The organism is Streptococcus sp. HMSC063B03, assembly GCF_001836965.1.
Lineage (GTDB): Bacteria > Bacillota > Bacilli > Lactobacillales > Streptococcaceae > Streptococcus > Streptococcus pneumoniae_F.
Window position 1 is genome coordinate 221,988 of sequence record NZ_KV831007.1, and the last position, 22,001, is coordinate 243,988.

The window sequence follows — 22,001 nt, forward strand, 5'->3', positions numbered from 1 at the left end:
ATACCGTACTAGTATCTCACAATTTGTTTGATTTCACAAATTGTTATTAGATAGCCAGATATATAGTTTAAAACTATAACCCTAAAAATTGAGAAATCACCCACCTTACTCAGAATGGATGACTTCAAGAAATTATTTAATATCAGCTTCTGCTGGTAGATAAGTGTCTCCGAAGAATTGTTTAGACAATTTTTCAAGGGTTCCGTCTTTGTAGAGTTCTTGGATGCGTTTGTCTACAAATGTTTTCAACTCATCTTGACCTTTGGCAAGAAGTGGGTAAACGTAAGGTTGTTGGTCGCTTGGAAGTTCGATAACTTTCAAGTTGTCCAAACCTTGGTTCTTGATAACTGTTTCAACACCGATTTTATCAAAAATCTTGTAGTCAAACTGGCCATCGCTCAAACGTCCCATGATTTGTTGGAAGTCAGCTCTAGTATAGTTAAGGACAGTTGGATTATCTGAGTGTTGTTTGTTGTAGTCTTCTAACTGTTTAGCAGATGTTGTCCCTTGAACAACTTCTGTTGATTTTCCACCGATATCATCAAGCGATTTGATGCTAGAATCATCTTTTTTCACTACAAGAACGTTAGGGTTTTTAGCGGTTGGCGCTGCGTAAAGGTATTTTTCAGCACGTTCTTTAGTGTAGCTGATGTTGTTAACGGCCATTTGGTAACGGTCAGCATCAAGTCCTGCAAAGACACCTGACCACTCTGTCTTCTCAAACTTGACATCATACTTGTCAGAGTCTTTAAAGATAGCGCGAACCACTTCAATTTCATAACCAGTCAATTCACCATTTTCTTCATAGTTGAATGGTTTTGGTGAAGCATTGGTTGCAACGATAATTTCTTTCTTGCTAGCTGCTTCTCCTTCTTTCTTAGCACCACCTGAGCAAGCTGCTAGCACACCTGCAGCCACAAGTCCTAGAGCAGCAAGAGATGAGTATTTAACGATTTTTTTCATGTCATTTCCTCCAAAATAGAATACCTTATAATCTTAACAGAAAAAGAGCATTTGCGCCATTATATGATATCTATCTCTGTGATAAATTTTCTTTATGGCTCATTTAAAAGACCAAACGCAAGACTGCAATCAAGACCACTCCGAAGAGAACTGTTCCGACTAGATTGCGGTAGCGAAAGGCTACCCAAGCTGTTGGAAAGATGGCTAAGAAGTCCAGCCATTTGATTTGAGGAAGACTACCAACCTTGCCTGTCACTACGCTTGAAAGAATCAAGGCAAAGATAATAGAAACGGGCAAGAACTTCAAAAAACGCTCAACGATCGCAGGCAAACCCTTATACTTGACTAAAATGAAGGGAATCATACGGGGAATCCAGGTCACCAAGCCAGAGAAAATAACTGCTAATAAAAGATACTTACTGACCATCTAAAACCACCCCCATTGTACAACCAAGTAGCGTCGCAAACAGAACAGCTAGTGACTGAGACACCACTGTCAAGAGTGAAAAGAAGGACACCGCAACAACTGCTAGGATAATGAGCAGATTGCGGACAGGAATCCGTCTTTGCATAATCTGGAATTGCGAAGCAAAAATTCCAATGAACATCCCAACCAGGGCAAAATCTAATCCAAAGATCTCTGGATTTGGCAGCAGGCCACCCAGAGCCGTTCCGACTACTGTTCCCACAAACCAAGCCACATAGCTGTTAAGATTGTTTCCGTGCATCCACATAGGATTGACCTTGTCTGCATGGGCCAATTCGCCCATCAAAACACCATAAGTCTCATCCGTCAAGATACTAGACATACCGATATTGTGCCAGAGACTAGTATGACGGAAATAGGTTGACGCATGCAAACTCAACAAAAAGAGACGCAAATTAATCAAAAAGACCGTCATAGCAATAGCTACCACAGGTGCTTGAACCGCAATCAAGGCTAACATGGCAAACTGGGCACTCCCAGCATAAACAAAGAGGCTCATCAAGCCCATCTCAACAGGTGTCACATAGGGCGCACCAATAATCCCACAGGCCAGTCCGATACTGACATAACCCAGGGCCGTTGGCATGGCTGCCTGCGCCCCCTCCCAAAATCCTTTTTCTTTCATCTTTCTCCTCATATTGTCTTAATAATACTCAATGAAAATCAAAGAGCAAACTAGAAAGCTAGCCGCAGGTTGCTCAAAACATTGTTTTGAGGTTGCAGATAGAAGCTGACGCGGTTTTAATTTGATTTTCGAAGAGTATAAGTAGGCTGAAAAGGCTCCAGCCATAGCATGGACTATTATAACACATTCAAGAAAGAGAAAAAAGTTTTGAATCTGAAACTTGGAGCTAGTAAAAAATGCTGAAATCCCAGTGTTATTAATACATTCTAAATTGATCCACCCGAATAGTATACTTTTTATCTTCAATTTCTTTAGTATCTTCATCTTCTGTCGGATAAACATCAATCCAGAATTCTCTCCTTTGTCCTTTCAACTTGACTTTATAGCGATAGCCGTCATCGTATAGTCCTACCGTCTCGGTAGTTACAGATTGGAAATTCGGAAGAGCCTTAATTTCTTTTTTTATAGTCTGGGATAGATTGTTGAGCACTACTTGTTGCTCCACCTTTGAAGTTACAGGAATATGAACTGTCGCTTTTTCCAAGCGATGTGATTTTGAAAATGTGAATCTTGCTCGACCTATATAACTATTCAAAGCAATATTTTCGTAATCATAGAAAAGGCGTCCCGTTTTATAAAAATAGGGGTCTTCTGCATGCCAGCTATCTCGATAGCCCGTCTCGGTTTCTTCTACCACTTCGCTAGCCTCACCAAAAACTTCTTCAAAGGATTTAAGCGGCATTTTGAATGAAAGTGATTCAAACAAGACCAGTTGTGTCTTTTTAAAATTATAGCAAGCTGTTAGCAACATGAGTAAAGTTCCTAGAGCAAACAAACTACTGATTATTTTTGTAAATTTCATATTTCTACTATAAAAAAGGTTAGGATTTGTCCAAGATAAAAGAGTCAACAATTAACTGACTCTTTATTCTATGGTATAGAAGGAAAGGATTACGATGCATGCCTCCGATATTGACTAATCCCAACCCCATACTCCTTGTCTTCAGGCTTTTCATGATATCCAAGTTCTGTCGAATAAACCTCGACCCAGAGATCCTCCGTTTGCCCTTGTAATTTGACTTTATATTGATAAGAATCTTGATCTAGTCCTACCATTTCAACTGTCATAGACTGATAGTCTGGTAAAGATTCAATTTCTGTTTTTATAGCCTGCGATAGATTGCCAAGTAGTTCTTTCTGTTCCATTTTTGAAGTCACAGGAAAAGAAGCCCTCGCTTCTTCCAAGGTATGCCATTTTGAAAATGTAAAATCTGCGCGGATAGTATAGCCTTCCCATCTCATATTTTCGTAATAGTAGAAAAGGCGACCTGTTTTATAAAAATACGGATCTTCTGCACGCCAAGTATCACGATAGGCCATTTCCTCCTCTTCCACGACTTTGTCAGCTGCTACAAATGTATTTTCAAAAGATTCTACAGACATATAAAACGAAAGCGATTTAAACATGACTAACTGCGTACTAGGAAATTCCAAATTTTTAAAATTTTGGTAAGATTTTATAAATAAGATTATCACTCCAAGAGAAAGCAAACCACTGATTATTTTTGTAAATTTCATATTTCTACTATACTAAAAAACTCTATGATTGACAAACTTTGATAGAGTCGGATTTCGTGAAGGGTAAGTAACAAACCGTTATAATAAAAAAGACTAACAAACCCGTCTCATTTATAATACTTAGCTAGTCAGTTCTTTTGTTTTTATGATTGATAAAAGAATCTAAAGACCAATGCCGATGTAAACTATATGCAGTCCAATAGACCAATAAATAAACTTTGTTGCTCTAAATAAGACTGCAAATATGAGATCACTACCCAAATAGAAGAAAAAATCAACTGATCCTAATCAGACAGACTCTATTTTATTCCATAGTATCAAAAGCGAGGCTTGGTTTGGCATTGAGGTCCAAGCTTGCAAAATTTTCTTTGTTCCACTCGCTGACGCTGGCATAGGCAATCATACCTGCATTGTCTCCGCAGAGCCGCAGAGGTGGAATGATAACATTGACATCTGTGACTTCAGTTGCTAGGCGTTCTCTGAGACCTTTATTGGCTGCCACACCACCTGCCACGACAAGGGTTTTAACAGGGTATTTCTCCAAAGCCTTCTTAGTTTTTGCCATAAGAATATCCAAGACAGCTGCTTGGAAGGAAGCACACAAATCCTCTGTGGACAAGCTTTCTCCCTTTTGCTCGGCATTGTGGTGAAGATTGATAAAGGCAGATTTCAAACCTGAGAATGAAAACTCCAGATTATCTTCCTTAATCATGGCACGAGGAAAATCATAAATATCCTGTCCCTGATGAGCTAGCTCATCAATCTCACGACCTGCAGGATAGGTCAAGCCCATGACACGGCCGACCTTATCATAGGCCTCACCAACCGCGTCATCTCGCGTTTCCCCAACAATCTTGTAGTCACCAGCCTCAGAAACATAAACCAACTCTGTGTGTCCACCGCTGACCAAGAGGGCTATCAAGGGAAACTCCAAAGGCTCCACACTCTGAGCGGCCATGAGGTGACCAGCCATGTGGTTAACGGGAATTAGTGGAAGTCCATGCGCCCAAGCAAAGGCCTTGGCAGCTGACAAACCAACTAGCAAGGCTCCGACCAAGCCCGGTCCATAGGTAACAGCCACAGCTGTCACATCGTTTTCGGTAATTCCTGCTTCGGCTAACGCCTCCTCGATACAGGCTGTAATAACCTCGACATGGTGACGACTGGCTACTTCCGGCACTACGCCCCCAAAACGTTTGTGACTCTCAATTTGACTAGCAATGACATTGGACAAGAGCTCATCGTCGTTTTTCAAGACGGCGACACTGGTCTCATCACAGGATGTCTCAAATGCTAAAATATATCTATCCTTCATCTATTTCTCTCTTCATGATAATGGCGTCCTCGACTGGATCATGGTAGTAGACCTTTCGCTCAGCGATGACTACCATATTTTCTTTCTTGTAAAATGCTTGCGCTCGTTGATTTGACTTTCTGACTTCGAGGAAAATCTCCTTGTCTGTCGGTAATTGAGCAAACAAGACTGACGCAATTCCCTGACCCTGATAGGCTCCTTTGACAGCGATTTGCAGGATTTCTGCCTCAAAGATATTTTCCTGCACAGCTAGAAATCCAATCACTTCTGCCCCATCATAAGCCAGAGCATACCAAGTCTGATCTTGGGACAGGTCTGCTTGGATTTGTTCCAGCGTCCAAGGACTGACTGGGTAAACAGCTACCATGACAGCGTAGATATCTTGAGCCAAGTCAGGCTGTTGTTGGATTCGTTTGATCTCTATCATAGGCGTTTAATGTAAGACTCGCCAGACTCGGTGTGGTTCTTGAGCCAGTTTTCCTCAGCCTCAACACGTTTAAGGTAATTCGGCACAAAATCATGCAAGGAGTCTGCTTCCTTGTCCCAAGCCAAAAGAGCAAGATTGGCTGCATTTGGCAAGGTTTCTTTGTAATTAGTCCTTGGCAAGTGTTCTTGAATCTGCTCCACAAAGGGGCCAACTTCTCCAACAAAGGTTACCTGACTAGCCCCCTTGATTAACTCAATCACTCGCTCAAAAGGCAGGTGCGCTTCTGGCATGACAGGTTTGGCATTTTCATAAAATCCTGCGTAAACATTGTTGCGACGCGCATCCATCAAAGGGACGAACAAGCCTTCTTGTTGGTAGGGTACCAGAGCCAAGAGGCTAGACATACCAACTAACTCGATGTTCAGAGTATGAGCCAGAGTTTTGGCAGTTGCCACCGCAATTCGCAAGCCTGTGTAGCTACCTGGTCCTTCCGCCACCACGATTCGATCCAAATCCTTGGGCGTCCAATCCAAACTTGCCATCAAAAAATCGATGGCAGGCATAAGGGTAATACTGTGATTTTTCTTAATATTAATCGTCGTCTCGGCAAGAACCTGCTTGTCCTCTAAAATAGCGAGAGAAAGAGCCTTGCTGGACGTATCAAAAGCTAATACTTTCATAACACATTCCTATCTTTTTGTCTGCTTACTATTATACTACAAAAGCTGGCACATGGGAATTTTCTTTATCCCCAAACAAAAATGCCCCAGCATGAGCAGGGCATCTAAGCATTTAATCCAAAGTAAAATACAAACCAAACGACATAGGTTACAAGGAGGAGAAAAATTAAATAGAGCGTCACAAAAGCAAGCTTCCAAAGGAATTTTTTTTGCGGTATCCCAGATGTACAAACAGAGCATTCCCCCATAGACACAGGCTACAAAGACTATAAACACCAAGAGGCCAATCCCTATCGCAAATTCAAACAAACTAAGCATTCTTAATCCTCTTTTTGGTATTCCTATTTTTATATAAACTGTTGACTATGTTGGTCTATCAATGTTAAAATGTAATTCAACACTGGTAGGAAAATCAGGTTGAGTCGTTGACTCTTCGGGTTGCGGTGCTATCCCTGAAACTTTGGTTTCTAAAGAACTGGAATTGCGATTGATTAGTTCGCCCCCAGTGTTAGATGGCTCTTGACTTCGGTCAGGAGCTTTTTGATGCTTTTAAAGTTGATTCCCTCAGTAAGTTATAGTAAAATATAAATATTGAGAGGATAACGTAGGACGACTGGTAACAGAGCGTTCAAAGGTACCAACTTCTGGTACGGGTGTGGGACTGCCTTCAGCTTTGAGCTGTAAAGACCCCTGACTACCATTGGTCCTCTCTTTTTGCTTACTCTTAAATTAAGTGCTTGTCTTTGCCTTTTAGTAAGCACTCCACTCCATCTTGCTATTTCTACATCGTTATACTTATAGATTGACTTCTTAGCCTCATAGATGATAGAATTAAGTAAAGGCTGAGATCGAGTTTGATTTGGTGACAAGTCATTCAAAGGTTGCGATGCATTCGCTTCAGGTAGAGGTGCTGCCACCTGGACTGCTCCAGGAAAATCCCCGAGTTTTGTCTCAGCCTTTTTATTTGCTCTCGAGATTTCTCAAGAGCTTTTTCTTTTTTCAAAGATACCATTCTGTCCCAACCATCTACACCAACGATTAATGAAACTAGAACTATATTCTCCCTTAAATCTACTATCTCTTTAGATTTCCCCTTTAATTATAACACCTAAGCGCTCTCCGAACGAATCCTATCTATCTTTTGCTCCCTCTTCCCCTCACGACTTTCTCGTTTCCGTCTTTTACTAATTTTTCATTTTGTGGTATAATTGAAATAATTGTAACGAATCAAGGTCAATCTAGACACAAAATGGAATGAAATCAAGCAAATCTCTGCTAAAAGTTTGGAATAAGCTGACCTGTAAATAGAAAGGAACTATATGATTTACAAAGTTTTTTATCAAGAAACAAAAGAACGTAGCCCACGCCGTGAAACAACACGCGCACTTTACCTAGACATCGATGCCAGCTCAGAACTTGAGGGCCGTATCGCTGCTCGCCAACTTGTCGAAGAAAATCGCCCAGAGTACAATATCGAGTATATTGAACTCTTGTCTGACAAATTGCTAGATTACGAAAAAGAAACTGGCGCCTTCGAAATCACGGAGTTCTAATATGGCCTATACTCTTAAACCTGAAGAAGTCGGCGTTTTTGCCATCGGTGGTCTGGGAGAAATCGGGAAAAACACTTACGGGATTGAATACCAAGACGAGATTATTATCGTCGATGCTGGGATTAAATTCCCAGAAGATGACTTACTGGGTATCGACTATGTCATTCCTGACTACTCTTACATCGTGGACAACATCGACCGCGTCAAGGCTGTTTTGATCACACACGGACACGAGGACCACATCGGTGGGATTCCATTCCTGCTCAAGCAAGCAAATGTCCCTATCTATGCTGGACCGCTTGCCTTGGCTTTAATCCGTGGGAAACTCGAAGAACACGGTCTCTTGCGCAACGCCAAACTTTACGAAATCAATCACAACACTGAGTTAACCTTTAAAAATCTCAAGGCAACTTTCTTTAGAACGACTCACTCTATTCCAGAGCCTTTGGGAATTGTCATTCATACTCCTCAAGGGAAAATCGTTTGTACGGGTGACTTCAAGTTCGACTTTACTCCAGTTGGAGAGCCTGCGGACTTGCACCGTATGGCAGCCCTTGGTGAAGAAGGCGTGCTCTGTCTCCTGTCTGACTCAACAAATGCAGAAGTGCCAACCTTTACCAACTCTGAAAAAGTCGTTGGTCAGTCCATCATGAAGATTATCCAAGGTATTGAAGGACGTATCATCTTTGCATCCTTTGCCTCAAATATCTTCCGTCTCCAACAAGCAACAGAAGCTGCTGTTAAGACTGGACGCAAGATTGCGGTCTTTGGTCGTTCCATGGAAAAGGCCATTGTCAACGGAATCGAACTTGGCTACATCAAAGCTCCTAAAGGAACCTTTATCGAGCCAAATGAAATCAAAGACTATCCTGCAGGCGAGGTTCTGATCCTCTGTACAGGTAGTCAAGGTGAACCTATGGCGGCCCTCTCTCGTATCGCCAACGGAACCCACCGTCAGGTACAACTCCAACCCGGCGATACCGTTATCTTCTCTTCAAGTCCAATCCCTGGAAACACGACTAGCGTCAACAAGTTGATTAACATCATTTCTGAAGCTGGTGTCGAAGTTATCCATGGTAAAGTGAACAATATCCATACATCTGGACACGGTGGTCAGCAAGAGCAAAAACTTATGCTCCGCTTGATTAAGCCAAAATACTTCATGCCTGTCCACGGTGAATACCGCATGCAAAAAGTCCACGCTGGATTAGCGGTGGATACTGGTGTCGAGAAGGACAATATCTTTATCATGAGCAATGGTGATGTCCTTGCCCTTACTGCTGACTCAGCTCGTATCGCAGGTCATTTCAACGCCCAAGACATCTATGTCGATGGAAATCGTATCGGTGAAATCGGTGCTGCTGTCCTCAAAGACCGTAGAGACCTATCTGAAGACGGTGTCGTTCTAGCAGTCGCAACTGTTGACTTCAAGTCGCAGATGATTCTGTCTGGTCCAGATATCCTCAGCCGAGGCTTTGTCTACATGAGAGAGTCTGGCGACTTGATTCGCCAAAGCCAGCGCATCCTCTTCAATGCTATTCGTATCGCACTGAAAAACAAGGACGCTAGCGTGCAATCAGTCAATGGTGCCATTGTCAACGCTATTCGCCCCTTCCTTTATGAAAATACCGAACGTGAACCGATCATCATCCCGATGATCCTCACACCAGACGATGAATAAAGCAAGAAAACAGCCCCGACGGAGCTGTTTTTCTCTATGCTTTCTTTTCTTGATTTTTAGAAATACTACGATTTTTACCTTCAAGATACACCATCAAAATAGAAATGTCTGCTGGATTTACTCCCGAAATACGGCTGGCTTGGCCGATGGTTTCTGGATTGATGAGTTTGAACTTCTGACGGGCTTCTGTCGCGATAGAATCAATGTCATCCCAATCGATATTAGCTGGAATGCGTTTTTCTTCCATGCGCTTCATCTTGGCAACCTGATCCATGGCTTTGGAAATATAGCCTTCGTACTTGATTTCTGTTTCAATCAATTCGATAATCTTGTCATCCAAGTCCTCTGCAGCCGGTCCGATGAAGGCCACCACATCTTGATAAGAAACTTCTGGACGACGAAGAAATTCCTTGGCTGTCACCGCATCTGTCAACGGCTTGAAGCCCATCTCCTCAACCTTGGCATTAGTTTCCTTGACTGGTTTGAGTTTGATACTGTCGAGACGCTTCATCTCATTGTCAAATTGATTTTTCTTGATCTCAAAACGAGCCCAGCGTTCATCATCCACAAGTCCAATCTCGCGTCCCATCTCTGTCAAACGCATATCAGCATTGTCATGACGAAGAATAAGGCGGTATTCAGCACGACTGGTCAAGAGACGGTAAGGTTCAATGGTTCCTTTGGTCACCAAGTCATCAATCATAACCCCAATATAACCGTCACTACGCTTCAAAATCAACTCAGGCTTGCCTTGGACTTTTAAAGCCGCATTGATACCCGCGATAATCCCTTGGCCTGCTGCCTCTTCGTAACCTGACGTTCCATTTGTCTGACCAGCAGTGAAAAGACCTGAGATTTTCTTGGTTTCCAGAGTCGCACGCAACTGGTGAGGCAAGACCATGTCATACTCAATGGCATAACCTGTTCGCATCATCTCTGCATTTTCCAAACCTTTGATAGAATGAACAAGTTCACGTTGCACATCTTCAGGCAGACTGGTTGAAAGACCTTGGACATAGACTTCCTCTGTATTGCGTCCTTCTGGCTCAAGGAATAGTTGGTGGCGTTCCTTGTCCGCAAAGCGCACAATCTTGTCCTCAATCGATGGACAGTAACGAGGGCCCACTCCCTTGACCACACCTGTAAACATAGGCGCACGGTGGAGGTTATTTTGGATAATTTCATGGCTGGTACCATTGGTATAGGTCAACCAGCATGGCACTTGATCTTTGACATAATCCTCATCACGTGAAGTGTATGAGAAGTGGTTTGGCGCTTCATCTCCTGGCTGAATTTCTGTCACATCGTAGTTGATAGAAGAAGCCTTGACACGTGGAGGAGTTCCTGTCTTGAAGCGACCGATTTCGAGTCCCAGTTCCTTGAGATTGTCAGCTAGGTTAATCGAAGCTAGGCTGTGGTTAGGACCTGACGAATACTTAAGATCTCCGATGATGATTTCCCCACGGAGAGCAGTCCCTGTCGTCACAATAACGGCCTTTGCAGCATACTCTTGATGGGTAGCTGTACGCACACCGACAACCTTGCCATCTTCCACCAAAATCTCATCAATCATGGTTTGACGAAGGGTCAGGTTCTCTTGATTTTCAACTGTCTTGCGCATCTCCTTAGAGTAAAGCTCCTTGTCAGCCTGCGCACGAAGGGCACGGACAGCTGGACCTTTCCCAGTGTTGAGCATCTTCATCTGGATGTAAGTCTTGTCAATGGTTTTGGCCATTTCACCACCAAGTGCATCAACTTCACGCACAACGATCCCCTTGGCAGAACCACCGATAGAGGGGTTACAAGGCATGAAAGCCAGCATTTCAATGTTGATGGTCGCAAGCAAGACCTTACACCCCATACGGCTAGCTGCTAGGGATGCTTCTACCCCAGCGTGTCCCGCACCAATTACAATAATGTCGTATTCTTCAGTAAAATTATATGTCATTTCTTAACCTTTCAAAAATTTCTCGCAAATAAGGAACTAACTTCTCCTCCTCTAGAGCTTGAGCCATAGTAACCCATTTAAAGTTCGTATGCTCTTCAGGATCTAATCTGATAATTGGCTTCTCCCCAACCCACTCTGCTTTATAAACTAAGCGAGTAAAGACAGTATCCTTAGAGGTATCCAGTTGACTATCTTCGTGAAGAAGTTTGAGCGAACTGCTATCTAGCCTAACTCCCGCTTCTTCAATACATTCTCTAAGAGCTCCATCTCGCGGAAGTTCACCCTTTTCAACCCCGCCACCAGGAATATCCCAGTAAGTTGGATAAACATTGGGTTGTCCTCTTTTAATTTCCGAACGCTGAATGAGCAAATAATCATCACCACTATGAACAAGTACATGGGCAATAAGCTTAACCATTATTTTCTCTCCTATTTCTCAAGATGAATGTGTCTTAGTTGGCCATCCCAATCTGGCAAGGCTGTTTTTAAAAAGGATGGAACTAGCTGGATATTCTGGAGCTGATCCAAGTCAATCCACTCACAAGGCTGCGTTTTTTCGTCTTCCTGCATGGTCAATGGGGCATCTTCAAGCAAGTCCACCAGATAATGAAACTCAATGTTGTGATAGGAAACACCGTCTTGTTCAAAATAATTTTCAACCACAAAAGCTAGTTGCCCAGCTTGAGCTTTAACATCCAGTTCTTCCTTCACTTCGCGGACTACCGCTTCTTCCGTACTTTCATTGACTTGGATCGCACCGCCAATAGTGTAATACTTGCCCTTATCTTTGGTGACTAGAAGCTTGCGATTTTGGAGAATCAAGGCTGTCGCCCGAACACCAAAAACTGTATTTCCTACTTTTGTTCGAAAGTCTTGCTGAGTCATTTTTTCCTTTCCCTTAAACGACACAAAAACAGTCAAAACTCCAAAGAAGTGCAGGACAAAAAAGCCTGCAACATCCATGAGCTTTGACCATCATTTCTATTGCTTTTATTATTGTAGCAAATTGAGAAAATTTGTCAATCTAAATGTACTGACAAACTTGTCCATCGCGGTAAGCATTGTCAATCAAACCACCGCCTAGACACTCTTCGCCATCGTAAAAGACAACTGCCTGTCCTGGTGTAATCGCGCGTTGCGGTTCTGCAAAGATGACCTCTGCCTTGTCTCCTTTGACATGTACGGTTACCTTAGAATCAGGCTGACGATAGCGGAATTTAGCCGTACATTCTAGCGTAAACTCCTCTGGCATGTCACGAGTAAAGTGAACTTGACTAGCCTCAAGGCTGGTTGACATGAGCGAATCATGGTAGAAACCTTGTCCGACATAGAGAATATTCTTGCTTAGGTCTTTTCCGACAACGAACCAAGGTGCATTGTCACCACCGTGTTGCCCACCGATACCAAGTCCTCCACGCTGACCAATCGTATAGTACATAAGTCCTGCATGCTCGCCCATATCGCGACCATCCACAGTCATCATGCGACCAGGCTGAGCTGGCAGGTAGTTGCTGAGGAAATTTTTAAAGTTCTTTTCTCCGATAAAGCAAATCCCTGTCGAGTCTTTCTTCTTAGCAGTCGCAAGGCCTGCTTCTTCTGCTAGTCTGCGAACTTCAGACTTTTCCAAATGTCCTAGTGGGAACATGGTTTTTTGAAGTTGTTCTTGCGAAAGTTGGCTGAGGAAATAGGTTTGGTCCTTGCCATTGTCCACGCCACGAAGCATGTGAACAGTGCCATCCTCATCACGCGCCACTCGGGCATAATGCCCAGTCGCCACATAGTCTGCCCCCAAGGTCATGGCATAGTCCAAAAAGGCCTTGAATTTGATTTCCTTATTGCACATAACATCTGGATTTGGCGTGCGTCCTGCACGGTATTCCGCTAGGAAATACTCAAAAACGCGGTCCCAATACTCTTTTTCAAAATTGACAGAGTAGTAGGGAATGCCAATCTGGTCTGCCACAGCGGCCACATCCTTGTAATCTTCAGTCGCCGTACAGACTCCGTTTTCATCTGTGTCATCCCAGTTCTTCATGAAGATACCGATTACATCGTAGCCCTGCTCCTTGAGCAAAAGAGCCGTCACCGACGAATCAACACCACCACTCATCCCCACGACAACACGTGTTTTAGAGTTATCACTCATGGTAATTCTCCCATCTATTCGTTTATTCACGATTGAAGGTCGTGTGTGCTTTAACGATTGAAGGTCGCTTGAGCAGTATTCATTATAACATGCTTGGTTGGAGAAGACAAGAAAGAGGCTGATAATCTGACATTCTATTTGATAGAAACAGAAATATAATTACAAAAAGGGCAATGAACAGTTAAATCTCGATTCTACTTATAAACTTATTTATAAAATAAGCTAAAAATGATATACTGTAATGAGGAGGAAGCCGTACATGATCCCTTTAAGATACTACCATCCATGTACGTAGTACGATTGTGAAAAACTACAAAGATATTCTAACATCAAAAAATACTATTTTTACTATCATTATTGTTGTAGGTCTTGGACTTTTAATAGGTTTAGTCATTCATCAAGAACATATCCAAGCAGAGAGAGGGAACATCGCTCTCAGCAAACAACATAAGAATGGACAAGATGTCGAACAAGTAAAAAATGCTATTAAAAACTTCAATATTGATTCTGAAACGATTATAGAGGATTGGAAAAAAATTCAAGAATTAAAGCCTACCACTGACGAAGGCAAAAAGACATTAACAGAATTTCTTACTTCTACTGCCGATAAAATCACTAATCATTATACTGAAAAAGCTTTAAAATTGGATATAAAGGAATCCGATAGCCAGTTTGAAGATAAACAAGCACTTGAAACAGCCATCACTTCCTTACAAAAAATACTAGAAATTATTAAAAGTGTCAACTCCACAAGCAAACAAGCCACTATTGATGAAAAAATAAAACCCATTCAAGAACTGATTTCTAAATTCCAAAAGCAAGTTGAAGTCTTGACCAAAAAAGAAGAAGAACAAAAGTCTAATAAAAAAGAAACAGAAACGACTAGTAACGTTGAGGGAAGAGAAAGCTATTCTTCAGAAGGAGGTAGCTACACTCCAAACTATACTGAGTCAAATAGGAACAGATATAATTCACAAGCACCTGCAAGCGAGCAATATTCATCTGATAGTGCTAGAAGTGGGGGAAACACTGCTGTCAATACACGAGATCAAGTTACTGATACTGCAGGAGCCCAAGGAGATACGAATACCAATAATAATAGTAATAATGCTGAAGTTCCCGATGCTAACAGTAATAATCGCACTAATTCAGCTGGAGAAACTCCAGAATCTCGTCAGCCGTAAGCAATCTGTTATTACTACTATTTAAAAATTGTCTTTTGTCAAATAAAAGCACACAAAAAGAGCCATCAAAGGCTCTTTTTCTATTTCTTAATACCAACCGTTGTTAAGCCAGAAGTTTTTAGCAGCAGTCCATGAACCGTAGCGTCCTGCAACGTAAGCATCTGCTACACGTTCTTGGTTAGCAGCTGAGTAGTCACCGTTCAAGTATGAATCTGTCAATTGATAACGTCCAATGTATTGGCCATTTGTAGCTGTATAGCTACCACCTGATTCTTTTTGAGCGATCCATTCTTTAGCTTCTGCTTCAGATCCGCTTACAGTTGCAGCAGGTGCTGAAGCTTCTGTTGAAACAACTGTTTCTTCTGCTGCAGGTGCGCTTGCCGCTGGAGCTGCTTCCTCTGCTACTTCTGTAGTTTCTGCTGCTGGAGCTGAAACAGTTTCATCTTGAGCAGCTGGTGCCGCATAAGTAGCTGGCGCTGGTGTTGCAACAGGCGCTACAGGGCCATCGATAACCAACTCTTGACCAACATAAATCAAATGAATGTTGTCGATGTGGTTGTTTTCTGCCAATTTCTCAACAGTTGTGTTGTGAGTTTCAGCGATTTCTGAAAGTGTATCACCTTCTTTAACAGTGTAAGTTGATGATTCTTGAGCAGATACAAATGATGGAGCAAATACTGCAAACAAGGCAGCTACTCCTGCAAGAGTTGTTTTAATCTTTTTAGTTGTTGATTTCATATTTGAAAATTCTCCTTCTTTCTATAGTTCTATCATACCCTTTAAATATTACCGTTTCTTGACACTTTTATGTAGAAATATTACAAAATTATTTTTTATTTCCCTAAATAAGCTATTTTTTGTTACAAAAGATGCTTTTTTATGCTATTTGTAGTGTAAAAAGGTTTTCATCCACAATTAAAGCCAAGACCTTCATTCTTTGATATAATAGAGATAAGAATTTTTATAAGGGGAAACTGATGAAATCACTTCGTTTTCAATCTGTCTTTGATATCATCGGACCAGTTATGATTGGCCCATCTAGTAGTCATACCGCTGGTGCTGTTCGTATTGGAAAGATTGTCTCTTCCATTTTTGATGATACTCCGACAGAAGTCGAATTCCAACTATTTAACTCATTTGCCAAAACCTATCGTGGTCACGGAACAGACCTAGCCCTTGTTGCAGGTATTTTGGGCATGGATACAGATGATCCCGAAATCCCAAACAGTCTGGAAATTGCCCACAAGCGTGGCATCAAGATTGTCTGGACCATTCAGAAAGACAGCAATGCCCCGCACCCTAATACCACTAAAATTACCGTTAAAAATGCCCACAAGACCATCAGCGTGACTGGTATTTCTATCGGTGGCGGGAATATTCAGGTAACGGAACTCAATGGCTTTGCTGTCTCTCTCAATATGAATACACCGACTATCATCATTGTTCATCAAGATATTCCAGGTATGATTGCCCTCGTAACAGAGGCTCTTTCACGCTATGGTATCAATATCGCCCAGATGAATGTTACTCGTGAAAAAGCTGGTGAAAAAGCTATTATGATTATCGAAGTTGACAGTCGCAACTGTGATGAGGCCATCGAAGAAATTCGAAAAATCCCTCATCTCCACAATGTCAATTTCTTTAAATAGGAGGAAGCATGTTTTATTCTATCAAAGAATTGGTCGAGCAAGCAGATCTGGACTTTCAAGGAAATGTCGCAGAACTCATGATTACAACAGAGTTTGAATTGACCGGTCGCGAACGTGAAGAAGTCCTCCTTCTCATGGAACGCAATCTGGAAGTCATGAAAGCCTCTGTCCAACTTGGCCTCAATGAAAATAAATCTCGTAGTGGCCTGACAGGTGGAGATGCAGCCAAATTGGATCACTACATCAAAAATGGAAAAACTCTGTCAGATTACACAATTCTCTCTGCTGCCCGAAATGCTATCGCAGTCAATGAACACAATGCCAAAATGGGCTTGGTCTGCGCTACTCCGACCGCAGGAAGTGCTGGCTGTCTGCCCTCAGTTCTAACAGCTGCTATTGAAAAGTTAGACCTCAGCCACGAGCAACAGCTGGATTTCCTCTTTGCTGCCGGTGCCTTTGGACTAGTCATCGCAAACAACGCCTCTATCTCAGGTGCTGAGGGCGGTTGCCAGGCCGAAGTCGGTTCGGCCTCTGCTATGAGTGCTGCAGCCTTGACTCTGGCTGCAGGTGGGACACCTTATCAGGCCAGTCAAGCCATTGCCTTTGTCATTAAAAATATGCTAGGCCTCATCTGTGACCCTGTTGCCGGCTTGGTCGAAGTTCCCTGTGTCAAACGCAATGCCATGGGAGCTAGCTTTGCCTTCATCGCAGCAGACATGGCTTTGGCAGGTATCGAATCTAAAATCCCTGTGGATGAAGTTATCGATGCCATGTACCAAGTAGGAGCAAGCATGCCAACTGCCTTTCGTGAAACAGCTGAAGGTGGACTCGCTGCCACCCCTACTGGTCGTCGCCTCCAAAAAGAAATTTTCGGAGAATAAGCTTATCAAATAGGAGAAACCATGACCTCTATCACAGCGATTTTTTTCGATCTGGATGGAACCCTCGTCGACAGTTCTATCGGGATTCACAATGCCTTTACCCATACCTTTAAGGAGCTCGGGGTGCCTAGCCCTGATGCCAAAACGATTCGTGGTTTTATGGGACCGCCTCTCGAAAGTAGTTTTGTGACCTGCCTTCCCAAAGAACAAATTTCTGAAGCCGTGCAGATATACCGTTCTTACTACAAAGTAAAAGGCATCCATGAAGCTCAACTCTTTCCTCAGATTGTAGACTTGCTTGAGAAGTTATCGAGCAATTACCCTCTTTATATCACCACTACAAAGAATACACCCACCGCTCAAGACATGACTAAGAACTTGGGAATCTTTCATTTCTTTGATGGCATTTATGGTTCCAGCCCTGAAGCACCCCATAAGGCAGATGTCATTCGCCAAGCCTTGCAGACACATCAACTAGCCCCTCAACAAGCCATCATCATCGGAGATACCAAATTTGATATGCTTGGAGCTCAAGAAACAGGCATTCAGAAATTGGCCGTCACTTGGGGATTTGGAGAGCAAGCAGACTTGCTTAACTATCATCCTGATTATATCGCCCATACCCCCTTAGAGGTTTTAGAGTATTTTCAATAACATAGACTGGACAACAACTCTATTTCAGAAGAAAATGAAGTAAATCTCTACATAACAAAACGCATATTACCAAGGTTCTTCTGAACTGATAATATGCGTTTTCTTTTTTATTCAACGTGGGTTGTTTGATTGGCAAAGGCGATAATAGCTTGCTTCAACTCATCTCCACTAAGAGTGCGGAACTCTTCAATCTTTTGATCGATGGCTTCTAGAGGCATGACATTCACCTTACCAACGAAAATCTTATCCATAACCTGATTGTCAACGAGTTCGGTTGATACCAAGAGTTCTTCGTAGAGTTTTTCACCTGGGCGGATTCCAACTTCAACGATTGGAATTTCACTTTCGGTGTGGCCACTTAGAAGGACCATTTTCTTGGCCAAGTCATAAATTTTGACTGGTTTGCCCATATCAAGGATAAAGACTTCTCCATCCTTGGCATAGGCACCGGCATGGATAACCAAACGGCTAGCCTCTGGAATGGTCATAAAGTAACGGGTCATGCGGAAGTCTGTCACCGTTACAGGCCCACCTTCAGCAATCTGGCGTTCAAAGACTGGAATCACACTACCACGGCTACCAAGTACATTCCCAAAACGAACTGCACAGTAGGTTGATTGGCTACGTTGGTTAAAGCCAGTGACAATCAACTCAGCCACGCGCTTAGTTGCTCCCATAACATTTGGTGGATTAACCGCCTTATCTGTCGAAATCATAACCATCTTAGGTACTTTAGCTTCATCAACAGCCTTAGCAACATTATAAGTTCCACGAATATTGTTTTTGAAGGCTTCTTTTGGATTGCGCTCCATCATAGGAACGTGCTTGTGGGCTGCCGCATGATAAACAATAGCTGGCTTGTACTGCTCAAAGACTTGCAAGAGACGATCATAGTCTTGAATATCGGCAATAACTGGTACATAATCAATCCCTTGGAACTTGCGAATCAATTCATGATAAACAAGGTAGATTGAATTTTCCCCATGACCGAGCAAAACGATGCGTTCAGGATTGAAACGACTAACTTGGCGACAGATTTCAGAACCGATTGAGCCACCAGCACCTGTAACCAAGATTGTCTTACCTGTCAGTTCTGCGCCCAGCCGCGATTCATCAAGACGAATTTCCTGACGTCCCAAAAGGTCTGTAATATCAATTTTTTGGAAGCCAGTACCTGCTTGGTGAAGTCCCTGAACAACGGTTTCAACCTTAGGCATCTTGTAACATTTGACACCCAGCTTATTACACATCTGTAAGATACGTTCATATTCTGACGGGTCAAGCGACGGAATCGCAACGATAACACGCTCGATTTGATGGCGTTTGGCTAATTCAGGCAGATCATCATATGAACCCAAAACAGGGATTCCACCAAGTTTTTGGCCCTTTTTCTTCGCATCCTTATCCAAAATACCGACAAGTTCTAATTCACTAGTTGGATGTTGGTAACTATCCATAAAGAGAGCTCCACCATCACCGGCACCAATTAAGAAGGTCCGACGGTGTTCTCCATCACCACTTCCCTTTTTGCGTTTAGAGTAGATTAACTGCCAAGTAATCCGTGGCAATAAAATTAAGAAAGTACTCAACAAGATAAAGAGCACGATAAAACGGATGGAGAAGAGAGGCAAGAAGGCATAGCAGATACTATATGACAAGATACTGCTAGCAGTCACACCAAAAAAGATTTTCATGAAATCCGTAATCTTGCTGTAACGACTAATACTAGCGTTCAACCCCCAAAATCCAATCATCAATTGATAGAACAGGAAGGCCAAACTCGTATAGATAATGTAGTCAACAGGTGCTGGATTAATCAAGCCGTAGAATAAAATATAAGATACAATGATGGAAACCACCATACTCAAAATATCAAATATTCCCCAGAAAACCTGTTTTTGTTGTTTATTTAAAATTTCCACCAGATCAATCACATAATCTGTGAGTTTTTTATTCATAGAAATTTACTCCTCCTTAAAAGAGCTGAATAGTTATATTGTTATTATAACACTTTTTCTCTAGTTTACGATTTGCTACAATCTTTTACTTGCTTTTTCGTAACAGTTTCATAAAAATAAACTGTCGGACAAATCCGGGACAAAGGGCAACAACCATCTGAATGGCAACACTCTTGGCATATTCCATGTAAGAAATTTGTCCTCGCTTCAGCATGCGCTGACGAGCTTGACGATAGAGTTTGAGATAACGCAGTCCCCCACGACGCTCAAACATTCCTGCTCCAACACGAACCTTACACAAGATTTGATCCAGATTTCCAGTCTTAGCTCCTGCAGCAATCATATTGAGCCAGAGGAGGTCATCCTCCATATAAAGGCCATCCTCATAGTTGCCTGCCTTGAGAACCATGTCCTTCTTGAACATGACAGTCATGTGGTTAAAGGCACTTCTCATCCTTTGATAAGCTACAATATCTGCATGCTGGGTTGGAACACGACGGTAAGAAACAATCTCATCAGGATTGTCAATAAACTCTGCAATATGTCCACCTAATAGGTCGAGCTTCTCCTTCTCCATTAGCTGAACCTGTTTCTCAAAACGGTCTGGAACAGCTATATCATCCGTATCCATACGAGCGATGATGTCGTACTGACACTGCAAAACACCCTGTCGAAGAGCCAGACCCAAACCTTGATTCTGCTCAAGAGGGCAGCGTTTCACTGGAATTTCAGACTGGGCTTCCACCTGGTCTAATACCTGATAGAGCTCAGGTGTCAAAGGCCCATCCTCAACCAGAACTAACTCGCTCGGTTTCAGGGTCTGATTTTGAACACTCTCAATAGCATCCTTTAAAAATGTCGGATTTTCCTTGATATAGACCGACATCAATACGCTGATTTTTTGCTTTTCAGACACAGTTTTTCTCCAATATATAGATTTCCTTCCACTATTTTATCATAATTTTCAAGACTTTCCCATTTTTATCTTGAAAGCCAGAAACCTTACTTGACATTATAGGGAAAAAGCCTTAAAATAAGCTGTTATTAAAATCAGCTAGGAGAGGTAATATATGAAAAAGCAATCACTCTTTTTTGTTCCAGGTATTATACTAATTGGTGTTTCCTTGCGGACTCCTTTTACTGTTTTACCCATTATTTTGGGAGATATTTCGCAAGGGCTGGGAGTAGAAGTTAGTTCTCTTGGTGTCCTAACTAGTCTTCCTCTCCTCATGTTTACCCTCTTCTCGCTCTTTTCTACCCGACTGGCTCAGAAAATCGGCTTAGAGCATCTCTTTACCTACAGCCTCTTCTTCTTGACCATTGGCTCTCTGATTCGACTAATCAATCTACCCCTGCTCTATCTAGGAACCTTGATGGTTGGGGCAAGTATCGCAGTCATTAATGTGCTGCTTCCTAGTCTCATCCAAGCTAATCAACCAAAGAAGATTGGTTTTCTGACCACCTTATATGTAACCTCTATGGGGATTGCAACGGCTCTGGCCTCCTATCTGGCTGTGCCTATTACACAAGCCAGTTCTTGGAAAGGACTTATCATCCTCCTCACCCTGCTCTGTCTAGCAACTTTTTTGGTCTGGCTCCCAAACCACCGCTATAATCACAGACTGGCTCCACAAACCAAACAAAAAAGCAAAGCAAAGGTCATGCATAATAAACAGGTCTGGGCAGTGATTGTCTTTGCAGGTTTTCAATCCTTGCTCTTTTACACCGCTATGACCTGGCTACCTACCATGGCCATCCACGCAGGCCTATCCAGTCACGAAGCTGGCTTGCTGACCTCTATCTTCTCTCTGATTAGCATTCCTTTTTCTATGACCATCCCAAGCCTGACAACCAGTTTATCTACTCGTAACCGTCAGCTCATGCTCACTCTGGTTTCACTAGCTGGTGTGGTCGGCATTTCCATGCTCTTTTTCCCAGTCGGTAATTTCTTTTACTGGCTTGCCATCCATCTCCTCATCGGAACCGCAACCAGCGCCCTCTTCCCTTATCTCATGGTCAACTTTTCACTCAAGACAAGCGCCCCTGAAAAGACTGCCCAATTGTCTGGTTTGTCTCAAACAGGAGGCTATATCCTAGCAGCCTTTGGGCCAACCCTCTTTGGTTACAGTTTTGACCTTTTCCACTCTTGGGTGCCAGCTGTAGCTGCCCTCTTGCTCGTCGATATCCTGATGACTGTGGCCCTCTTTACAGTGGACAGAGCTGATAAAATCCTCTAAACTTCTAGTTTTAGCTAGAAGTTTTTTATATATAA

The 22,001-nt window shown here is 42.6% G+C and carries 22 protein-coding genes and 1 pseudogene; 7 read left to right on the forward strand and 16 right to left on the reverse strand.

The annotated features are described in order from the left end of the window. Window positions 1–132 precede the first annotated feature (132 nt). From HMPREF2628_RS01170 to HMPREF2628_RS11000, 9 genes and pseudogenes are all read right to left on the reverse strand, one after another. Window positions 133–963: an amino acid ABC transporter substrate-binding protein gene (locus HMPREF2628_RS01170; RefSeq protein WP_020901826.1), complete on the reverse strand. Its 831-nt coding sequence runs from the start codon at window positions 961–963 to the stop codon at window positions 133–135. Window positions 964–1,066: 103 nt separating this feature from the next. Further along, window positions 1,067–1,390 carry an AzlD domain-containing protein gene (locus HMPREF2628_RS01175; protein ID WP_070842091.1) on the reverse strand — a complete coding sequence of 108 codons (324 nt, stop codon included), beginning with the start codon at window positions 1,388–1,390 and terminating at the stop codon, window positions 1,067–1,069. Then, entirely contained in the window at window positions 1,380–2,075 is a 696-nt protein-coding gene (locus tag HMPREF2628_RS01180; protein ID WP_083320483.1) for an AzlC family ABC transporter permease, read from the reverse strand. Before HMPREF2628_RS01180 ends, HMPREF2628_RS01175 begins: the two co-directional genes overlap by 11 nt. A 256-nt stretch (window positions 2,076–2,331) precedes the next feature. Further along, a complete protein-coding gene (locus tag HMPREF2628_RS01185; protein WP_070842149.1) occupies window positions 2,332–2,937 on the reverse strand; it encodes a hypothetical protein in 606 nt (201 codons plus the stop codon). 89 nt (window positions 2,938–3,026) lie between these two features. Continuing rightward, entirely contained in the window at window positions 3,027–3,653 is a 627-nt protein-coding gene (locus tag HMPREF2628_RS01190; RefSeq protein ID WP_070842092.1) for a hypothetical protein, read from the reverse strand. Between the two features lie 304 nt (window positions 3,654–3,957). After that, window positions 3,958–4,968 (reverse strand): tRNA (adenosine(37)-N6)-threonylcarbamoyltransferase complex transferase subunit TsaD, encoded by a 1,011-nt coding sequence (gene tsaD / locus HMPREF2628_RS01195; RefSeq protein WP_070842093.1) that lies wholly within the window; start codon window positions 4,966–4,968, stop codon window positions 3,958–3,960. Next, complete coding sequence (gene rimI, locus HMPREF2628_RS01200; protein WP_070842094.1) at window positions 4,958–5,395, reverse strand: ribosomal protein S18-alanine N-acetyltransferase; 438 nt, start codon at window positions 5,393–5,395, stop codon at window positions 4,958–4,960. Before rimI ends, tsaD begins: the two co-directional genes overlap by 11 nt. Beyond that, window positions 5,392–6,075: a tRNA (adenosine(37)-N6)-threonylcarbamoyltransferase complex dimerization subunit type 1 TsaB gene (gene tsaB, locus HMPREF2628_RS01205; RefSeq protein WP_000865697.1), complete on the reverse strand. Its 684-nt coding sequence runs from the start codon at window positions 6,073–6,075 to the stop codon at window positions 5,392–5,394. The genes rimI and tsaB overlap by 4 nt, the downstream gene beginning before the upstream one ends. A gap of 104 nt (window positions 6,076–6,179) precedes the next feature. After that, window positions 6,180–6,393, reverse strand: a pseudogene (locus HMPREF2628_RS11000) (hypothetical protein). Between the two features lie 1,001 nt (window positions 6,394–7,394). Here HMPREF2628_RS11000 and HMPREF2628_RS01220 point away from each other — a divergent pair. Both HMPREF2628_RS01220 and rnjA read left to right on the forward strand, forming a co-directional pair. Further along, a complete protein-coding gene (locus HMPREF2628_RS01220; RefSeq protein WP_000639572.1) occupies window positions 7,395–7,628 on the forward strand; it encodes a DNA-dependent RNA polymerase subunit epsilon in 234 nt (77 codons plus the stop codon). A gap of 1 nt (window position 7,629) precedes the next feature. Next, on the forward strand, window positions 7,630–9,309 hold the full coding sequence (rnjA, locus tag HMPREF2628_RS01225; protein ID WP_070842096.1) for a ribonuclease J1: 1,680 nt from the start codon (window positions 7,630–7,632) through the stop codon (window positions 9,307–9,309). A gap of 34 nt (window positions 9,310–9,343) precedes the next feature. On the opposite strand, the gene mnmG is transcribed toward rnjA, so the two are convergent. The 4 genes from mnmG to mnmA form a co-directional block, all read right to left on the reverse strand. Continuing rightward, complete coding sequence (mnmG, locus tag HMPREF2628_RS01230; RefSeq protein WP_042751782.1) at window positions 9,344–11,257, reverse strand: tRNA uridine-5-carboxymethylaminomethyl(34) synthesis enzyme MnmG; 1,914 nt, start codon at window positions 11,255–11,257, stop codon at window positions 9,344–9,346. Further along, the gene (locus HMPREF2628_RS01235; protein WP_070842097.1) at window positions 11,247–11,678 is read right to left on the reverse strand and encodes an NUDIX hydrolase; all 432 of its coding nucleotides are present in this window, start codon (window positions 11,676–11,678) and stop codon (window positions 11,247–11,249) included. Before HMPREF2628_RS01235 ends, mnmG begins: the two co-directional genes overlap by 11 nt. Before the next feature lie 8 nt (window positions 11,679–11,686). Beyond that, a complete protein-coding gene (locus HMPREF2628_RS01240) occupies window positions 11,687–12,142 on the reverse strand; it encodes an NUDIX hydrolase (protein WP_070842150.1) in 456 nt (151 codons plus the stop codon). Between the two features lie 139 nt (window positions 12,143–12,281). Continuing rightward, a complete protein-coding gene (gene mnmA, locus HMPREF2628_RS01245; RefSeq protein WP_004263004.1) occupies window positions 12,282–13,403 on the reverse strand; it encodes a tRNA 2-thiouridine(34) synthase MnmA in 1,122 nt (373 codons plus the stop codon). 302 nt (window positions 13,404–13,705) lie between these two features. On the opposite strand from mnmA, the gene HMPREF2628_RS01250 reads away from it, so the two are divergent. Next, window positions 13,706–14,587 carry a hypothetical protein gene (locus tag HMPREF2628_RS01250; protein WP_070842098.1) on the forward strand — a complete coding sequence of 294 codons (882 nt, stop codon included), beginning with the start codon at window positions 13,706–13,708 and terminating at the stop codon, window positions 14,585–14,587. A gap of 87 nt (window positions 14,588–14,674) precedes the next feature. Here HMPREF2628_RS01250 and HMPREF2628_RS01255 read toward each other — a convergent pair whose 3' ends face one another. Beyond that, window positions 14,675–15,325 carry an aggregation-promoting factor gene (locus HMPREF2628_RS01255; protein ID WP_042751787.1) on the reverse strand — a complete coding sequence of 217 codons (651 nt, stop codon included), beginning with the start codon at window positions 15,323–15,325 and terminating at the stop codon, window positions 14,675–14,677. Between the two features lie 239 nt (window positions 15,326–15,564). On the opposite strand from HMPREF2628_RS01255, the gene sdaAB reads away from it, so the two are divergent. Genes sdaAB through HMPREF2628_RS01270 form a run of 3 tightly spaced genes read left to right on the forward strand, consistent with a single transcriptional unit; the run spans window position 15,565 to window position 17,771 of the window. Continuing rightward, entirely contained in the window at window positions 15,565–16,236 is a 672-nt protein-coding gene (gene sdaAB / locus HMPREF2628_RS01260; RefSeq protein WP_000838912.1) for an L-serine ammonia-lyase, iron-sulfur-dependent subunit beta, read from the forward strand. A gap of 8 nt (window positions 16,237–16,244) precedes the next feature. Beyond that, a complete protein-coding gene (gene sdaAA / locus HMPREF2628_RS01265; protein ID WP_000500043.1) occupies window positions 16,245–17,117 on the forward strand; it encodes an L-serine ammonia-lyase, iron-sulfur-dependent, subunit alpha in 873 nt (290 codons plus the stop codon). A gap of 21 nt (window positions 17,118–17,138) precedes the next feature. After that, the gene (locus HMPREF2628_RS01270; protein ID WP_070842099.1) at window positions 17,139–17,771 is read left to right on the forward strand and encodes an HAD family hydrolase; all 633 of its coding nucleotides are present in this window, start codon (window positions 17,139–17,141) and stop codon (window positions 17,769–17,771) included. Window positions 17,772–17,878: 107 nt separating this feature from the next. Here the strand turns inward: HMPREF2628_RS01270 and HMPREF2628_RS01275 are convergent, their stop codons facing one another. Next, window positions 17,879–19,729 carry a polysaccharide biosynthesis protein gene (locus HMPREF2628_RS01275; protein WP_070842100.1) on the reverse strand — a complete coding sequence of 617 codons (1,851 nt, stop codon included), beginning with the start codon at window positions 19,727–19,729 and terminating at the stop codon, window positions 17,879–17,881. An 85-nt stretch (window positions 19,730–19,814) separates the two neighbouring features. Then, entirely contained in the window at window positions 19,815–20,645 is an 831-nt protein-coding gene (locus HMPREF2628_RS01280; protein WP_049509703.1) for a glycosyltransferase, read from the reverse strand. A 154-nt stretch (window positions 20,646–20,799) separates the two neighbouring features. Between HMPREF2628_RS01280 and HMPREF2628_RS01285 the strand changes: the two genes are divergently transcribed. Continuing rightward, window positions 20,800–21,966 carry a CynX/NimT family MFS transporter gene (locus HMPREF2628_RS01285; protein WP_054384825.1) on the forward strand — a complete coding sequence of 389 codons (1,167 nt, stop codon included), beginning with the start codon at window positions 20,800–20,802 and terminating at the stop codon, window positions 21,964–21,966. The last annotated feature ends 35 nt before the right edge of the window (window positions 21,967–22,001 follow it).

Excerpts from the sequence above, each read along its gene's own strand:
- HMPREF2628_RS01185 (WP_070842149.1), bottom strand. The coding sequence starts at position 2,937 with ATGAAATTTACAAAAATAATCAGTAGTTTGTTTGCTCTAGGAACTTTA.
- mnmG (WP_042751782.1), bottom strand. The coding sequence starts at position 11,257 with ATGACATATAATTTTACTGAAGAATACGACATTATTGTAATTGGTGCG.
- HMPREF2628_RS01190 (WP_070842092.1), bottom strand. The coding sequence starts at position 3,653 with ATGAAATTTACAAAAATAATCAGTGGTTTGCTTTCTCTTGGAGTGATA.
- sdaAA (WP_000500043.1), top strand. The coding sequence starts at position 16,245 with ATGTTTTATTCTATCAAAGAATTGGTCGAGCAAGCAGATCTGGACTTT.
- HMPREF2628_RS01255 (WP_042751787.1), bottom strand. The coding sequence starts at position 15,325 with ATGAAATCAACAACTAAAAAGATTAAAACAACTCTTGCAGGAGTAGCT.
- mnmA (WP_004263004.1), bottom strand. The coding sequence starts at position 13,403 with ATGAGTGATAACTCTAAAACACGTGTTGTCGTGGGGATGAGTGGTGGT.
- HMPREF2628_RS01175 (WP_070842091.1), bottom strand. The coding sequence starts at position 1,390 with ATGGTCAGTAAGTATCTTTTATTAGCAGTTATTTTCTCTGGCTTGGTG.
- tsaD (WP_070842093.1), bottom strand. The coding sequence starts at position 4,968 with ATGAAGGATAGATATATTTTAGCATTTGAGACATCCTGTGATGAGACC.
- HMPREF2628_RS01180 (WP_083320483.1), bottom strand. The coding sequence starts at position 2,075 with ATGAAAGAAAAAGGATTTTGGGAGGGGGCGCAGGCAGCCATGCCAACG.
- HMPREF2628_RS01220 (WP_000639572.1), top strand. The coding sequence starts at position 7,395 with ATGATTTACAAAGTTTTTTATCAAGAAACAAAAGAACGTAGCCCACGC.
- sdaAB (WP_000838912.1), top strand. The coding sequence starts at position 15,565 with ATGAAATCACTTCGTTTTCAATCTGTCTTTGATATCATCGGACCAGTT.
- rimI (WP_070842094.1), bottom strand. The coding sequence starts at position 5,395 with ATGATAGAGATCAAACGAATCCAACAACAGCCTGACTTGGCTCAAGAT.
- HMPREF2628_RS01170 (WP_020901826.1), bottom strand. The coding sequence starts at position 963 with ATGAAAAAAATCGTTAAATACTCATCTCTTGCTGCTCTAGGACTTGTG.
- HMPREF2628_RS01275 (WP_070842100.1), bottom strand. The coding sequence starts at position 19,729 with ATGAATAAAAAACTCACAGATTATGTGATTGATCTGGTGGAAATTTTA.
- rnjA (WP_070842096.1), top strand. The coding sequence starts at position 7,630 with ATGGCCTATACTCTTAAACCTGAAGAAGTCGGCGTTTTTGCCATCGGT.
- HMPREF2628_RS01285 (WP_054384825.1), top strand. The coding sequence starts at position 20,800 with ATGAAAAAGCAATCACTCTTTTTTGTTCCAGGTATTATACTAATTGGT.
- HMPREF2628_RS01240 (WP_070842150.1), bottom strand. The coding sequence starts at position 12,142 with ATGACTCAGCAAGACTTTCGAACAAAAGTAGGAAATACAGTTTTTGGT.
- HMPREF2628_RS01270 (WP_070842099.1), top strand. The coding sequence starts at position 17,139 with ATGACCTCTATCACAGCGATTTTTTTCGATCTGGATGGAACCCTCGTC.
- tsaB (WP_000865697.1), bottom strand. The coding sequence starts at position 6,075 with ATGAAAGTATTAGCTTTTGATACGTCCAGCAAGGCTCTTTCTCTCGCT.